The following is a 15834-nucleotide window of genomic DNA, read 5'->3' on the forward strand; positions in this document are numbered from 1 at the left end:
GCAGGACGCGCGCTCACCATGACAGTGCGGCGCGCGGAAAACGCGTCGTGCGAGCCGCGTCGAGGGTATGTCGCCGCCATTTCCGGCTTTTAACACTTTCTATACGCATGCCGGGCAGTGTCGCGCGGCATCCACGCCGACTGCCTCTGCAGAAACACTGGACAAAAAAAAGCCCGTATCGCGAGGATACGGGCGTACCGGAATTACTTCTGCCACGCTGTGCTTATGGCATTGGTGAGACTGGCGGCCCGGCGGGTGGTTCCCGACTTCATGCATCTTCTTCGCGGCTGCTGCAAAAGCCGCGCAGCCGCAAGGTAGCCCGCCTTCTCGCGGCGCGCGTTAGTGCGCGTCCGTCGCCCGCCGTTGCACGGGCTCGTCTCGCTGCCCATCGGGCCGCGCGCGAACGTTGCTGGCGATATCGCCGCGCAGATCCCCACGTGGCGAAGGCGGCGTAAAGCCCTGATTGCGCGCTTCCGTCTGCTGCCACGCCTGAAGCGTGGCCGGCTGTTCCGGCCGCCAGTTCCAACCCTGCTGCGGGCGTTGCTGGGCAAATGCGGTCGCGGCAATCACTGAAGCGACCATGCCGCAGAAACGCAGTGACATCGGCCTCATGATCAACTCCCGACAAGCCAGTCGGGGCTTGTTTGCATACTTGTACGGTATGCCGCACTGCGAAAGCGTGCTGTAAATAAAAGTAAATGGATGTTTCGTCCCGTCACGGAAGGTATGCATGCCGCAAAAACGGGAATCGGCAGGCGGCAAGGGCGGGCGTGCGGAACGCGGTGGAACTGCGAAGCTGGCGAAGGCGCGCAGTAACGGGTGGCGAAATCCGCGGCGCGCCTGATGCGCCGTCAGCGAAGGGGCGAGGCGTCACGATCGGACGGACGTGCGGCGCCGCCGATCTCTCAACGGGGTCGTCTACAGTCCGGAACGGACAACGAGGGACGAAATGGGGGAAAGCCCGGTCCCAGAAACGCACCGGGCGCCCCCAAAGGGGCGCCCGGTGGCGTGGTTTGCCGCGTCAGGCCATCTTGACGGGCGCGCGCCAGGATTCCGGATTGGTCCAGAACGCGCCGCGCAGACGGTCGCGGCTCGGCGGTGCCGGTGGTTTGGCCGCCGTTGCGCCAATGCGTCCGCGCAACGAAATCTCACGGCCGCTCGTGCCCAGCCGCTTGACTATTTCGGCGAGCGTGCCGTCGGCTTGCCATTCGTCGAAACGTCGACGGCACGTCGGCGGCGACGGGTAGCGGCCGGGCAACTTGGACCAGCCTTCTCCCGTCGACAAAACCCACAACACGGCGTTGACTACCGCGCGAGCTTCGACGCGTGGTCGACCACGGCGTTCGCTCCGTGCCGGCTCCGCACAGAACAACGCCTCGACCAGCGCCCACTCGTTGTCTCTCAAATCGTCGAACACCATCATGTTTCACCTCAGCGAAGCTAACTCCGGTGCGCTGCCCCGCGCTGCGCACTCTTCATGCACCCGAATCCATATCGGGCGCCGGCGGAGAGCCGGCCTGTACCGTTGCGAACCGCTTTTTTCGCCAGTCCGAATCGGCGCCGACTCTTGTGCAAGACGAAATGCACGAAGCGTGCCATCTTTCACCCAACCGCCTCGAAGCCCCGCCGCATCAAGCCGTTGCGGGCGTTAGCCTGGCCCGTATGAGAATCCAAAAAACCCGTCCAGCAAATCGGGACAATCACCAATCTTGTGCAGCCAGGCCCGCCCCGCGTGCGTTTGCGCCTTCCTGCTGCATTGCAGCGAAGCTAAAGAGGCGATGCGTGGATACGTCGCAGGTTATAAAATCGGCATCAAACGACATTATTTATGAGGGGAACGGATGAATGTGACGCTGCGTCAACTGCGCGTGTTCATCGAGGTGGCGCGGCTGCAGAGTTTTAGCCGGGCGGGGAGCGAAATCGGGCTGACGCAGTCGGCCGTGAGCCGGTGCGTGCGTGAGCTGGAAGCGGAAATCGGCCTGAAGCTGATCGACCGGACGACACGCGAAGTCCAGCTCACCGACGTCGGCGGCAACCTGGTCGCGAGCGTGTCGCGGCTGCTCGGCGATCTTGACGACGCGCTGCGCGAAATCCGCGAGATCGGCGAGCAGCGGCGCGGCCGTGTGATGGTCGCGGCCAGCCCGACGATCGCTTGCCGGCTGATGCCGCAGATCGTCGCGGCTTGCGGCAAGCAGTATCCGTTCATCACGCTCGGTTTGCGCGACGACGTGCAGAGCGACGTGGTGCGCAAGGTCAAGTCGGGTGAGGTGGATTTCGGCGTGATCATCGGCCCCGTGTCCGCCGACGATCTGATCGCCGAGGCGTTGATGACCGACTCGTTCTGCCTCGTCTCGCGCGACGATCATCCGCTTGCGGGGCGCAGCGAGGTGGCGTGGCGCGAGCTGGAAGGCGAGCGTCTCGTGCTGCTCGACCATGCGTCGGGTAGCCGGCCCATCATCGATGCCGCGCTGGAGGCGTACGGCGTCAGCGCGAACGTCGTGCAGGAGCTCGGTCATCCGTCGACGGTGTACGGGCTGGTGCAGGAGGGCATCGGCGTGAGCGTGCTGCCGTGGCTCGCGATGCCGTTGCCGGCGGGGTCGTCGCTGGTCACGCGGGCGCTCGTGCCGCGCGCCGAGCGAACCGTCGAGCTGGTGCGGCGGCGCGACCGCTCGCTGTCGCCGGCCGCCGATGCCGTGTGGAACCTGATCCACCAGGTGCCGGGACGCACGGAGGACTTGCGCTGAGCGGACGTGGCCGCGTTGCCGCGTTGCCGGATTCGCGGCCCCGCATTTTGCGACACGCTACACTCGCATTTTTCACCGACCCGCCGGGATCTTCGATGAGCGAAACCGATTTGCCCCCGTTCCCCCATGCACGCGATGCCGTGCGCTCGCTGCGCGCGTCGCAGATCCGCGAAGTGGCGAACGCCGGCTTCGGCGTGCCGGACGTGCTGCCGTTCTGGTTCGGCGAATCGGACCGCGTGACGCCGCCGTTCATCCGCGATGCCGCGAGCGCGGCGCTCGCGTCGGGCGCGACGTTCTACACGCACAACCTCGGCATTGCGCCGTTGCGCGAGACGCTCGCCCGTTACGTGAGCGCGCTGCACGGGCCGACGTCGGTCAAGCATGTGGCCGTCACGAGCGCGGGCGTCAACGCACTGATGCTGGCCGCACAGTTGGTGGTCGGCGCAGGCGATCGCGTGGTGGCCGTGACGCCGCTCTGGCCGAATCTCGTCGAGATTCCGAAAATTCTCGGCGCGCACGTCGAAACCGTGTCGCTCGGGTATGGTGCGAACGGCTGGCAACTCGACCTGGAGCGGCTGCTTGCGGCGCTCACGCCGGACACGAAGCTGCTGATGCTGAACTCGCCGAACAATCCGACGGGCTGGGTGATGAGTCGCGACGAGCAGCGCTCGGTACTCGAGCATTGCCGGCGCCTGGGCATCTGGGTCGTCGCCGACGAAGTCTACGAACGTCTCTATTACGCAGGCGAGCCGGGGCAATGTGCGCCGTCGTTCCTCGATCTCGCGGGCCGCGACGAACGCGTGATCTGCGTGAACTCATTTTCGAAGGCCTGGCTGATGACGGGCTGGCGGCTCGGCTGGATCGTCGCGCCGGCTTCGCTGATGGACGATCTCGGCAAGCTCGTCGAGTACAACACTTCGTGTGCGCCGGCGTTCGTGCAACAGGCGGGCATCGCCGCGATCGAGCAAGGCGGGCGGTTCACGACTGAACTGGTCGGCGAGCTGCGAGCGTCGCGCGATCATCTGGTCGCGGCGTTGTCGGCGCTGCCGGGCGTCGACGTGAAAGCGCCGCCGGGCGCGATGTACGTGTTCTTCTCGTTACCGGGTGCTTCGCGCAGCCTCGATTTGTGTAAGGCGCTCGTGCGCGACGCGGGGCTCGGCCTTGCGCCGGGCAGCGCGTTCGGCCCGGAGGGCGAGGGCTTCGTGCGCTGGTGCTATGCGTGCGATACGGCGCGTCTCGATGCGGGTGTCGAACGGCTCAAGGACTACCTCGCGCGCCATTGAGCGCATCGGCAAAGTTCAGAACGCGGGGCGGCGCAACGGCGCGGCGCCTCGCGCCGTGACGCATGGCGGCGTATCCCGATTAAGGTGCAGTCTGGATTTCGTCTTTACGCACCGATTGTTTTTGCGTAATATGGCAGCCAGTCACGCGGTTCCCTCGCGGAATTTCGCTGCTCCGTCGTCCGGCTGGGTTTGGCTCGATGCCTGTTTCGCCTCCCCCCGGTGCGTGCTCCCATCAATATGACCGATCAAAATCGGGCGAGCGCGTCTTCAGTTCCACATCGTCTGTTTGATCCGGTTCTTTGACCACAGGGTCTGACCTAGCTGCATGAATACCCAAGAGGCGAAGATCGTCCTCGAGACTGCCTTGATCTGCGCGCAGGAGCCGTTGAAGATCGGCGATTTGCGTAAGCTCTTTGCCGACGGCGTGTCGGCAGACACGGTTCGCACGTTGCTTGAAGACTTGAAGCAGGACTGGTCGGGACGCGGTGTCGAACTCGTCGGACTGGCTTCCGGCTGGCGTTTTCAGAGCAAGCCGGCGATGCGGACGTATCTCGACCGCCTGAATCCCGAGAAGCCGCCAAAGTACTCGCGCGCGGTGCTCGAGACGCTCGCGATCATCGCGTACCGGCAGCCTGTCACGCGCGGCGATATCGAAGAGATTCGCGGCGTGACCGTGAACACGCAGGTCGTCAAGCAGCTCGAAGATCGCGGGTGGATCGAAGTGATCGGCCATCGCGACGTGCCGGGGCGCCCCGCACTGTATGCGACGACGCGTTCGTTCCTCGACGACCTCGGCCTGAAGTCGCTCGAAGAACTGCCGCCGCTCGACGATCCGTCGGCGCAGTCGAACATGGATCTGCTCGCGCAGCACGCGATCGAATTCGCGGACTGCGAAGCGGGTGAAGAGAGCGTCGCGGCGGATGCGGGCGGCGACGTCGATGGCACGGCTCATGCTGCATCGGAAGCAGAGGAACCCGCTAGTGTCGCCGAAGCCGAGGCCCAAGCCGAGCAAGCCGGCGAGCAATCGGAGCCTGCGGAAGAAGCGCATGCAATGCACGGCTTAACGCAAGACGCACAAGGCACGCAAGACGCAGCGCCCGACGACGCCAAAAACGACATCGGGCAAGCGAACGTGTTGGCGTCCACCGAACAGCACAGCACCGCACAGGCCGCGCATGAAACGGAGCCGGCTCACCAGGCCGGATCTGCCGCGCGGTCGGAAGACGAACACGAAGACACGCGCGAATCGCATAACGAGACCGGGCACGCGCAGCGCGCCAATCCGGCCGGAACAGACCAGACTCACGCGGTGCATGACGATCGGCACGATCGCCGCGACACGGCCCAGGACGCAGGCGAGCAGACCGACGACGAAGCCGAGTCACGCAGCGCCTGACGTAACCATACCTTTTGGCGCGCCCGCAACGGGCGTGCGACCAGACATTTTGAGGTTGTTTTGACAGACATCCACGACACCGATTCGCCCGAATCCGAGCGCGCCGTTGCCGCCGCGCGCCCCGACGAGACGCGTACGGCGCAAGCATCGGCGGCCGATAGCGAAAGGCCCGCGCAGGCGCACGACGCCGAAGGCGAAGAGCGTCCCCGACGCGGCCTGCGCCGCGGTCCGCGCAGCCTGATCGCGCGTCGTCGCGCTGGCACGAAGGCGAAGACGGCCGAAGCCGCTGACGCGCAGCCTGCGCCCATCGCGGCGGAAGCCCCGCCCGACGGCGAAGTCGTCGCGCAGGTGCGCGCGCCGCGCAAGGACGCGGGCGCGAAGGGACACGGCGGGCAGGGCGGCGGCCGCCGCACGGGCGGCAAGCAGGGCGCGCAGCAAGGCGGTCAGCGCAAGAATCGCGGCGGCGGTAACGCTGCGGCGCCCGCAATGGCCGCTGAAGGTGACAAGCAGGATGACCTGTTCGCGTACGTGACGTCGCCGGCGTTCGATGCCGACAACTCGACGACGGGCGGAGTGCGCGCGCCGATGCTGCGTCGTGGCCGCGCCGCGGCGCCCAAGCGCGTGCTCGCCCCGGACGATGACGCACCGAAGCTGCACAAGGTGCTCGCCGAAGCGGGCATGGGCTCGCGCCGCGAGATGGAAGAACTGATCGTCGCGGGCCGCGTGTCGGTGAACGGCGAGCCGGCGCACATCGGCCAGCGCATCATGCCGACCGATCTCGTGCGTATCAACGGCAAGCCCGTCAAGCGCAAGCTGCAGAACAAGCCGCCGCGCGTGCTGCTGTACCACAAGCCGACGGGCGAAATCGTCAGCCACGCCGATCCGGAAGGCCGTCCTTCCGTGTTCGACAAGCTGCCGCCGATGAAGACGGCAAAGTGGCTCGCCGTCGGCCGTCTGGACTTCAATACGGAAGGCCTGTTGATGCTCACCACGTCGGGCGATCTGGCCAACCGCTTCATGCATCCGCGTTACAGCGTCGAGCGTGAATACGCGGTACGCGTCGTCGGCGAACTGACGGAAGGCAACCGGCAAAAGCTGTTGCACGGCGTCGAGCTGGACGACGGCCCGGCGAACTTCCTGCGCATCCGCGATGGCGGCGGTGAAGGCACGAATCACTGGTATCACGTCGCGCTCGCCGAAGGGCGTAACCGCGAAGTGCGCCGCATGTTCGAGGCCGTCGGCCTGATGGTCAGCCGGCTGATCCGCACGCGTCACGGCCCGATCCTGCTGCCGCGCGGCCTCAAGCGTGGCCGCTGGGAAGAGCTTGAGGACAATCAGGTGCGTAGCCTGCTGGCCTCGGTTGGCCTGAAGGCGCCGACCGAAGAGAAGGGCGGCGGCCGTCGCAATGAGCCGGATCGTCGTCAGCCCGATCCGATGCAGACGTCGATGGGCTTCATCAACCGCGAGCCGGTGCTGATGTCGCATGGCCGCTTCGATCAGCAGCCGCGCGGCGGGCAGGGTCGCCGCGGCAAGGCGCCGGGCGCGTTCGGCGCGTTGAATTCCGGCTCGGGCGGATTCGGCAACACGAACGGCAATCGCGAAGGACGTGGCCGTGGTGGCCGCGATGTCGACGGCAATCGCGCGCCGTCGGGCAACCGCGCGGCAGCGGGCGGCAATGCGAAGCGCAGCGGCGGCAATCGCGCGCCGAGTGGCAACCGTGCGAACAACGGCAATCGCACGGGCGGCAATCCGAACGCCGGCGGCAATCGCAGCGGCGGCGCGCCGCGCGGCCGTTCGCGCGGCCGCTGATCGCCTGGCGCTGCGGGCGGTCTCGGGCTCGAGCCGTCTGCCGCGAGGCTGCGATGGCGCCGCGGTGTTTCTGTATTCAGCCCCACCGTTTGCAGATGCATTCAAGTTGTTTCGAGCGCGGACCGTGAGCTCGCGTGGACTGCCCGAAAAAGCCCGGCTTTAACCCTTGATTGCGGCGAAATCAGCCGCAAGTGCACTTGGCGAGCCCGCCTGCGGTTTGCGTTTGTCCTGAAAAATGGCTACAATCGCAAAGTCACTGGGCGTGCGGTTTCATGTGCGGCTCAGGTGCGACCACCGGCAATAAGATGATGGGCGTTTCGCCCATTTTTTTTTGCCGCTCAGTTTTCATGTGGATCGGCATCTCGGGTAGCACGAACGTGCGCCGGCTTGGCGCGCAGCCCGCGGGTGTATCGCAAAGGCTTGCAGCGCGAACATCTTAGAGGGCAGCACTGTGCAACTGACGGAACTGATTGAAACCACGGTCGTGGGGCTCGGCTATGAGCTCGTCGATCTCGAGCGCACCGGGCGCGGCATGCTGTGTGTGTATATCGACCAGCCTGCTGGCATCGCGATCGAAGACTGCGAAAAAGTTACCCGTCAGCTCCAGCACGTTCTGACGGTCGAAAATATCGATTACGAGCGGCTTGAAGTATCGTCGCCGGGTCTCGACCGCCCGCTGAAGAAACTGGCGGACTTCGAACGCTTCGCGGGCAGCGAAGCGGTCATCACATTGAAAAAACCATTGGACGGACGGAAATCGTACCGGGGCATCGTGCATGCACCCGAAGGCGAAACGATCGGTCTGGAATTTGAAGGGAAGGAAGGCGCCGCGATGCTGGATTTCACGCTCGCGGATATCGACAAGGCACGCCTCGTTCCGAAAGTTGACTTTAGGAGCCGCAAACAATGAGTCGCGAAGTGTTGATGCTGGTGGATGCGCTGGCACGCGAAAAAAATGTCGACAAGGACGTGGTTTTTGCCGCGCTCGAGGCAGCGCTCGCGTCTGCATCCAAGAAACTCTTCGACGAAGACGCGGACATCCGCGTCCATATCGACCGTGAAAGCGGCGAGCATGAGACGTTCCGCCGCTGGAAAGTCGTGCCGGACGAAGCGGGCCTGCAGGAGCCGGATCAGGAAATCCTGTTGTTCGAAGCGCGCGAGCAGAAGCCCGATGCGCAGATCGACGAGTTCCTGGAAGAGCCCGTGCCGTCGATCGAATTCGGCCGCATCGGCGCGCAGGCCGCCAAGCAGGTGATCCTGCAGAGGGTGCGCGACGCGGAACGCGAGCAGATCCTGAACGACTTCCTCGAGCGTGGCGAAAACATCATGACGGGCACCGTCAAGCGTCTCGACAAAGGCAACTTCATCGTCGAATCGGGCCGCGTCGAAGCGCTGCTGCGCCGCGACCAGCTGATTCCGAAAGAAAACCTGCGCGTCGGCGACCGCGTGCGCGCCTATATCGCGAAGGTCGACCGCACCGCGCGCGGCCCGCAGATCGAGCTGTCGCGCACGGCGCCCGAGTTCCTGATGAAGCTCTTTGAAATGGAAGTGCCGGAAATCGAGCAGGGCCTGCTGGAAATCAAGGCGGCGGCACGCGATCCCGGCGTGCGCGCGAAGATCGGCGTCGTCGCTTACGACAAGCGCATCGATCCCATCGGCACTTGCGTCGGCATTCGCGGCTCGCGCGTGCAGGCCGTGCGCAACGAGCTCGGTGGCGAAAACGTCGACATCGTGCTATGGTCGGAAGATCCCGCCCAGTTTGTGATCGGCGCGCTCGCGCCGGCAGCCGTCCAGTCGATCGTCGTCGATGAAGAAAAGCATTCGATGGACGTCGTCGTCGACGAGAACGAACTGGCCGTCGCTATCGGCCGCAGCGGCCAGAACGTGCGTCTTGCCAGCGAGCTCACCGGCTGGCAGATCAACATCATGACGCCGGACGAGTCTGCGCAGAAGCAGAATCAGGAACGCGGCGTACTGCGCGACCTGTTCATGGCTCGTCTCGATGTCGACGAGGAAGTCGCCGACATCCTGATCGACGAAGGTTTCACGAGTCTCGAAGAGATTGCGTACGTGCCGCTCAACGAGATGCTCGAAATCGAAGCATTCGACGAAGACACGGTTCACGAACTGCGTAATCGCGCTCGCGACGCACTGCTGACGATGGCGATTGCGAACGAGGAGAAGGTCGAAGGCGTTGCGCTCGATCTGAAGAGCCTGGAAGGCATGGATGCCGACCTGCTGGCGAAGCTTGCTGAACATCAGATCCAGACGCGCGACGAACTGGCAGAACTGGCTGTCGACGAGCTGGTCGAGATGACGGGAATGAATGAGGGCGCCGCGAAGGCGTTGATCATGAAGGCCCGTGAACACTGGTTTCAATGAGATCCACGACCATGAACCACTGATCTGATCGCGGCCGCAAGGCTGCATGACCCGATGCTAACCGCAAGGAATCGGTCCTTGCACTAAGAGGAATGAATGGCGAGTAACAACGTAGCCCAATTTGCCGCGGAACTGAAAATGCCTGCAGGCGTGCTGCTCGAGCAGCTGCAGGCGGCGGGCGTCCAGAAAGCGAGTGAAGACGATGCCTTGTCCGAGACGGACAAGGCGCGTCTGCTCGACCACTTGCGCAGGTCGCACGGCTCGAACGATGCTGACAAGCGGAAGATCACGCTGACGCGCCGGCATACGTCGGAAATCAAACAGTCCGACGCCACGGGTAAAGCTCGCACCATTCAGGTCGAAGTGCGCAAGAAGCGCACGTTCGTCCGCCGCGATGAAGCGGCCGAACAGGCGGAAGTAGCGGGCAACGGTCACGAAGCGGAAGATCTCGAACTGCAGCGTCGCGAGGAAGAAGCGCGTCACGCGGCAGAGCTGCTCGAAAAGCAGGCGCTGGAACTGAAGGAGCGCCAGGAGCGTCTCGAGCGCGAAGAGGTCGAGCGTCAGGCACGCGAACAGGCGGCCGAGGCGGAGCGTCGCCGTGCCGAAGACGAAGCGGCGAAGAAGCGCGCAGCGGCCATGGCCGAAGCGGCGGCTCGCGAGCAGGCCGAGCAGGAGCGCGCATCGCAGGACGAAGAGCGCGCGGCGGCGGAACGCGCTGCGCAGCGCGAAGCGGCGAAGAAGGCCGAAGACGCTGCACGCGAGCAGGCCGAGAAGGCACGCCTCGAACAGGAAGAAATCGCGAAGCGCCGCGCGGCGGCTGAGGCCGAAGCACGCGCGATCCGCGAAATGATGAGCACGCCGCGCAAGGCGCAGGTGAAGGCGCCGGAACCGGCACCGAAGCCCGCCGAGCCGGCCAAGCCCGCCGAAGCGAAGGGCACGCTGCATAAGCCGGCGCGTCCCGCTGGCGAAACGTCGGCGCGTCCGGCCGCGAAGAAGCCGGCGCCCGCAGCAGCGGCGCAACCGGCGGCAACTGCGCAGCCGGCGGGTCCCGCTGGCGACAAGAAGAAGGCGGGCGGCAAGGGCGGCACCTGGCAGGACGACGCGGCGAAGCGCCGAGGCATCAAGACGCGCGGCGACACGAGCGGCGGCGTCGATCGCGGCTGGCGCGGCGGTCCGAAGGGCCGTGGCAAGCATCAGGAAGCCACGACCTTCCAGGCGCCGACGGAGCCGATCGTGCGCGAAGTGCATGTGCCGGAAACGATTACGGTTGCAGACCTCGCTCACAAGATGTCGGTGAAGGCTTCGGAAGTCATCAAGGTGATGATGAAGCTCGGCCAGATGGTCACGATCAACCAGATGCTGGACCAGGAAACGGCGATGATCGTCGTCGAGGAACTGGGCCACCGTGCCGTCGCGGCGAAGCTGGACGATCCGGAAGCGATGCTGATCGAAGGCGATGCCTCGGACGCGCCGCAACTGCCGCGTCCTCCCGTCGTGACGGTCATGGGTCACGTCGACCACGGCAAGACCTCGCTGCTCGACTACATCCGTCGCGCGAAGGTTGCGGCGGGCGAAGCGGGCGGCATTACGCAGCACATCGGCGCGTATCACGTCGAAACGCCGCGTGGCGTCATCACGTTCCTCGATACGCCGGGTCACGAAGCGTTCACGGCCATGCGTGCGCGCGGTGCGAAGGCAACCGACATCGTGATTCTCGTGGTCGCAGCCGATGACGGCGTGATGCCGCAGACGAAGGAAGCGATCTCGCACGCGAAGGCGGGCGGCGTGCCCCTCGTCGTCGCGATCAACAAGATCGACAAGCCGGAAGCGAATCCGGAACGCGTGAAGCAGGAGCTCGTCGCGGAAGGCGTGGTGCCGGAAGAATACGGCGGCGATTCGCCGTTCGTGCCGGTGTCGGCGAAGACGGGCGCGGGCATCGACGATCTGCTCGAAAACGTGCTGCTGCAAGCCGAAGTGCTGGAGCTGAAGGCACCCGTCGAAGCACCGGCGAAGGGCCTCGTGATCGAAGCGAAGCTCGACAAGGGTAAGGGTCCGGTTGCAACGATCCTCGTCCAGTCGGGTACGCTCAATCGCGGCGACGTCGTGCTGGCCGGCAGCGCCTACGGCCGCGTGCGCGCGATGCTCGACGAAACCAGCAAGCCGACCAAGACGGCGGGTCCGTCGATCCCGGTAGAAATCCAGGGTCTGTCGGAAGTGCCGGCGGCGGGCGAAGAAGTCATCGTCATGCCGGACGACCGCAAGGCTCGCGAAATCGCGCTGTTCCGTCAGGGCAAGTTCCGCGACGTGAAGCTCGCGAAGCAGCAGGCCGCGAAGCTCGAAAACATGCTCGAGCAGATGGGCGAAGGCGAGGTGCAGCATCTGCCCCTCATCGTCAAGGCCGACGTGCAAGGTTCGCAGGAAGCACTGGTGCAGGCGCTGCTCAAGCTGTCGACGGACGAAGTGCGCGTGCAGATCGTGCACAGCGCGGTCGGCGGCATCAGCGAGTCGGACGTCAATCTGGCGACGGCGTCGAAGGCGGTCATCATCGGCTTCAACACCCGCGCGGACGCGCAGGCTCGCAAGCTGGCGGAGACCAATGGCATCGACATCCGCTACTACAACATCATCTACGACGCAGTGGATGAGGTGAAGGCGGCGATGTCGGGCATGCTGGCGCCGGAGAAGCGCGAAGTCGTCACGGGCATGGTCGAAGTGCGCCAGGTCTTCAAGGTGCCGAAGGTCGGCACGGTGGCGGGCTGTATGGTCACGGACGGTTTCGTCAAGCGTACGTCGTCGGTGCGCGTGCTGCGCAACAACGTCGTGGTCCACACTGGCGAGCTCGATTCGCTCAAGCGCTTCAAGGACGACGTCAAGGAAGTGCGCCAGGGCTTCGAATGCGGTATGTCGGTGAAGAACTTCAACGACATCCAGGAAGGCGACCAGTTCGAAGTCTTCGAAGTCACAGAAGTCGCGCGTACGCTGTAATTCAGGCGTCGAGCGCATGAGGGGCGGGGCGGGCGCTTGAGCCCAGTCCCGCCCCTTTGTTTTTTTGCATCGAATGTTGTGTTGTCGTGTTTGCGTTGGAGTCCGTGGCTGGTTGCCGCCGAATGCGCGAACACATTGCCACCGGATCACGGATTCACCATGCCTAAGAAACGTACGTCTCCCAACCGCAACGTACAGATCGCCGATCAGATTCAGCGCGATCTGTCCGAACTGATTCGCGAGGTCAAAGATCCGCGCATCGGTATCGTGACTTTTCAGAGCGTCGAGTTGACGCCTGACTATGCGCACGCGAAGGTCTACTTCACGACGCTCACGGGCGATCCGCTCCAGACGCAGGACGCGCTCAATCACGCGGCCGGTCATCTGCACAACCTGTTGTTCAAGCGCCTGCATATCCACACGGTGCCGACGCTGCATTTCCACTACGACAAGACGATCGAACGCGCGGTGGAGATGTCGCGCCTGATCGACGAGGCGAACGCCACGCGCGCGAAAGACGACTGATCGAAGTCGAGGCACGCGCGCATATGACTCAGAATCCACGTCCCAAAGTACCGCGCCGCGCGCTGGATGGCGTGTTGCTGCTCGACAAGCCAGTGGGTCTGTCGAGCAACGACGCGCTGATTCGCGCAAAGCGTCTGTATCTCGCGAAAAAGGCGGGACACACGGGCACGCTCGACCCGCTCGCGTCGGGACTGTTGCCGCTCTGTTTCGGCGAAGCGACGAAGTTTTCGCAAGACCTGCTCGACGCGGACAAAACGTACGAAGCGACGATGCGCCTGGGCATACGCACGACGACGGGCGATGCGGAAGGCGAAGCTATCGAAACGCGCGACGTGGCGTGCGACCAGCCCGCCGTCGAACAGGCGCTCGCGCAATTTCGCGGCGACATCGTGCAGGTGCCGCCGATGTATTCGGCGCTCAAGCGCGACGGCAAGCCGCTGTACGAGTATGCGCGCGCTGGGCAGACCATCGAGCGCGAAGGGCGCCAGGTGACGATTCATGTGCTGGAACTCGTCGCGTGCGCGCTGCCCGATGTGACGTTTCGCGTGACGTGCAGCAAGGGCACCTATGTGCGCACGTTGGCCGAGGACATCGGCGAGGCGCTCGGCTGCGGCGCGCATCTGGTGATGCTGCGGCGTACGGGCGTCGGCGCGCTGACGCTCGAGCATTCGGTCACACTCGACGCGCTGTCCGACGCGACGGAAAGCGAGCGCGACGCGTGGCTGCAACCTGTCGACGCGTTGCTGTCGACGTTCCCGTCGGTGCAACTCGATGCGGACGCGACGCGTCGTTTTATGCATGGCCAGCGCTTGCGGCTTGCCGATCTTTCCGTCGGCGACGATGTGCTGCAAGCCGCCCGCACGCGCGTTTATGCGAGCGAAGGCAAACTGCTCGGCGTGGCGAGAGTGGGCGAGGGCGTGCTTGCGCCCGAGCGCCTGATCGTGACGGCCTAGTTACGGTTCAGTAACGGCCTGACGGCAGCAAGACCCACTACCAGACAATCTGCGCAGGAAGCAAAAAAGGCGGACCGCAATCGAGCGGTGCCGCTTTTTTTCTTGCCGACTGATTGATGCCCCGACGAATCAAAGCATCAGCCGGCAACGCGCAGAATCAATGTGCCGCTGAAGCCGCCGCGCTCGCGTCACCGCTGGCCGCGCGCTCGGGACGTGTGAGCCAGATCAGCGCGATCAGTGCAACGAAAATTCCCGCCGACACATAGAACAGATCGTTCACGCCGAGTTGCGCGGCCTGCTGCGTCGCCATTGAGTTGAAGAGTCCGTACGCTTGCGCCTGGTTCAACCCGGCGCCGCCCATCTGCGTGATCGACTGATCGAACACCGGGTTGTATGCGTTCGCGCGCTCGGTCAGTTGCGCGTGATGCAGAATCGAGCGATGGTCCCACGCGGTCTCGAAGATCGACGTGCCGATGCCGCCGCACATGATCCGCACGAAGTTCGATAGTCCGGAAGCCGCAGGAATCCGTTGGCCGGGCAAACCGGACAGCGTGATCGACACGAGCGGAATGAAGAAGCCCGCCATGCCGATGCCTTGAATCAGCGTCGGCAGCATCAGCGAGTACGTGTCGACGCCCGTCGTGTAGCGCGAGCGCATCCAGAAGCACAGGGCGAACACGAGAAACGACGCCGTCGAGATGTAGCGCGGATCGGTGCGCGGCAGGATCTTGCCCGTCAGCGGCGAGAGCAGGACTGCGAACACGCCGACGGGCGCCATCACGAGGCCGGCGTCCGTCGCCGTGTAGCCGATGTCGGTTTGCAGCCAGAGCGGCAGCAGCACGAGGTTGCCGAAGTACAGGCCGTAGCCGATCGCAAGCGCGACCGTGCCGCCCGTGAAGTTGCGCAGCTTGAAAAGCGACAGGTCCACGACAGGGTGCTTGTCCGTCAGCTCCCATACGATGAAGAACGCCAGCGCGATCAGCGCGGTGAGCGCGAGCACGACGATCGTCGTCGACGCGAACCAGTCGAGGTCCTTGCCCTTGTCGAGCATGACCTGCAGCGAGCCGACCCACGTGATCAGCAGCACGAGGCCGACGATATCGATCGGTGCTTTCTTGATGAGGGAATCGCGGTTGCGGAAGATCGCCCACGTCGCGGCCGCAGCGATGATGCCGACGGGGATGTTCACGTAGAAAATCCACGGCCACGAGATGTTGTCCGAGATCCAGCCGCCGAGAATCGGACCGGCGACAGGCGCGATCAGCGTCGTCATCGCCCACATCGAGAGCGCCATCGGCGCCTTCGCGCGCGGATAGCTTGCGAGCAGCAGCGTCTGCGACAGCGGAATCATCGGGCCGGCGACCGCGCCCTGGAGCACGCGCGACGCGAGCAGGAACGGCAGATTCGGTGAGAGACCGCACATCCACGACGAGATCACGAACAGCACGATCGACGCCATGAAGAGCCGCACCTGGCCGATGCGGTCCGTGAGCCAGCCTGTCAGCGGCACGGAGATCGCGTTCGCGACCGCGAACGACGTGATCACCCACGTGCCCTGATCGGCGGATACGCCGAGGTCGCCGGAAATCGACGGAATCGAGACGTTCGCGATCGACGTGTCCAGCACATTCATGAAAACGGCGAGCGACACCGCGATGGTGCCGATCACCAGTTGCGCGCCCTCGAGCGGCGGATGAGGGACATGCGCTTGAGCCTGAGCCATCTATTGTTCGAACCTTGTTGAATGCGGACGGACA

General features: G+C 64.6%; 11 protein-coding genes and 1 pseudogene. 9 read left to right on the forward strand and 3 right to left on the reverse strand.

Annotated elements, in window-relative coordinates:
* Positions 1 to 339: 339 nt before the first annotated feature.
* Positions 340 to 612: a hypothetical protein gene (locus tag BMW76_RS00750; protein ID WP_090861709.1), complete on the reverse strand. Its 273-nt coding sequence runs from the start codon at positions 610 to 612 to the stop codon at positions 340 to 342.
* Between the two features lie 412 nt (positions 613 to 1024).
* Positions 1025 to 1420 (reverse strand): annotated as a pseudogene (locus BMW76_RS00755) (transposase); the annotation flags it as partial.
* A gap of 421 nt (positions 1421 to 1841) precedes the next feature.
* Here BMW76_RS00755 and BMW76_RS00760 point away from each other — a divergent pair.
* The 9 genes from BMW76_RS00760 (at position 1842) to truB (ending at position 14077) form a co-directional block, all read left to right on the forward strand.
* Positions 1842 to 2744 (forward strand): LysR family transcriptional regulator, encoded by a 903-nt coding sequence (locus tag BMW76_RS00760; protein ID WP_090861711.1) that lies wholly within the window; start codon positions 1842 to 1844, stop codon positions 2742 to 2744.
* Between the two features lie 95 nt (positions 2745 to 2839).
* Positions 2840 to 4027, forward strand: coding sequence for a pyridoxal phosphate-dependent aminotransferase (locus BMW76_RS00765; RefSeq protein ID WP_090861713.1), 1188 nt, complete (start codon positions 2840 to 2842; stop codon positions 4025 to 4027).
* A gap of 325 nt (positions 4028 to 4352) precedes the next feature.
* Positions 4353 to 5423 (forward strand): SMC-Scp complex subunit ScpB, encoded by a 1071-nt coding sequence (gene scpB / locus BMW76_RS00770; protein WP_090861715.1) that lies wholly within the window; start codon positions 4353 to 4355, stop codon positions 5421 to 5423.
* A 60-nt stretch (positions 5424 to 5483) separates the two neighbouring features.
* Positions 5484 to 7232, forward strand: coding sequence for a 23S rRNA pseudouridine(2605) synthase RluB (rluB, locus tag BMW76_RS00775; RefSeq protein ID WP_090861717.1), 1749 nt, complete (start codon positions 5484 to 5486; stop codon positions 7230 to 7232).
* 451 nt (positions 7233 to 7683) lie between these two features.
* Positions 7684 to 8142, forward strand: a complete 459-nt coding sequence (gene rimP / locus BMW76_RS00780; protein ID WP_090861719.1) for a ribosome maturation factor RimP — start codon at positions 7684 to 7686, stop codon at positions 8140 to 8142.
* Complete coding sequence (gene nusA / locus BMW76_RS00785; RefSeq protein WP_090861721.1) at positions 8139 to 9614, forward strand: transcription termination factor NusA; 1476 nt, start codon at positions 8139 to 8141, stop codon at positions 9612 to 9614. Before rimP ends, nusA begins: the two co-directional genes overlap by 4 nt.
* 96 nt (positions 9615 to 9710) lie before the next feature.
* A complete protein-coding gene (infB, locus tag BMW76_RS00790) occupies positions 9711 to 12599 on the forward strand; it encodes a translation initiation factor IF-2 (protein WP_090861722.1) in 2889 nt (962 codons plus the stop codon).
* Between the two features lie 159 nt (positions 12600 to 12758).
* Complete coding sequence (rbfA, locus tag BMW76_RS00795; RefSeq protein ID WP_087732733.1) at positions 12759 to 13124, forward strand: 30S ribosome-binding factor RbfA; 366 nt, start codon at positions 12759 to 12761, stop codon at positions 13122 to 13124.
* A gap of 23 nt (positions 13125 to 13147) precedes the next feature.
* On the forward strand, positions 13148 to 14077 hold the full coding sequence (gene truB / locus BMW76_RS00800) for a tRNA pseudouridine(55) synthase TruB (RefSeq protein ID WP_090861724.1): 930 nt from the start codon (positions 13148 to 13150) through the stop codon (positions 14075 to 14077).
* Positions 14078 to 14234: 157 nt separating this feature from the next.
* Here truB and BMW76_RS00805 read toward each other — a convergent pair whose 3' ends face one another.
* Positions 14235 to 15800, reverse strand: a complete 1566-nt coding sequence (locus tag BMW76_RS00805; RefSeq protein ID WP_090861726.1) for a DHA2 family efflux MFS transporter permease subunit — start codon at positions 15798 to 15800, stop codon at positions 14235 to 14237.
* Positions 15801 to 15834: the final 34 nt, after the last annotated feature.

This window comes from Paraburkholderia diazotrophica, from assembly GCF_900108945.1.
GTDB classification, from domain to species: Bacteria; Pseudomonadota; Gammaproteobacteria; order Burkholderiales; family Burkholderiaceae; genus Paraburkholderia; species Paraburkholderia diazotrophica.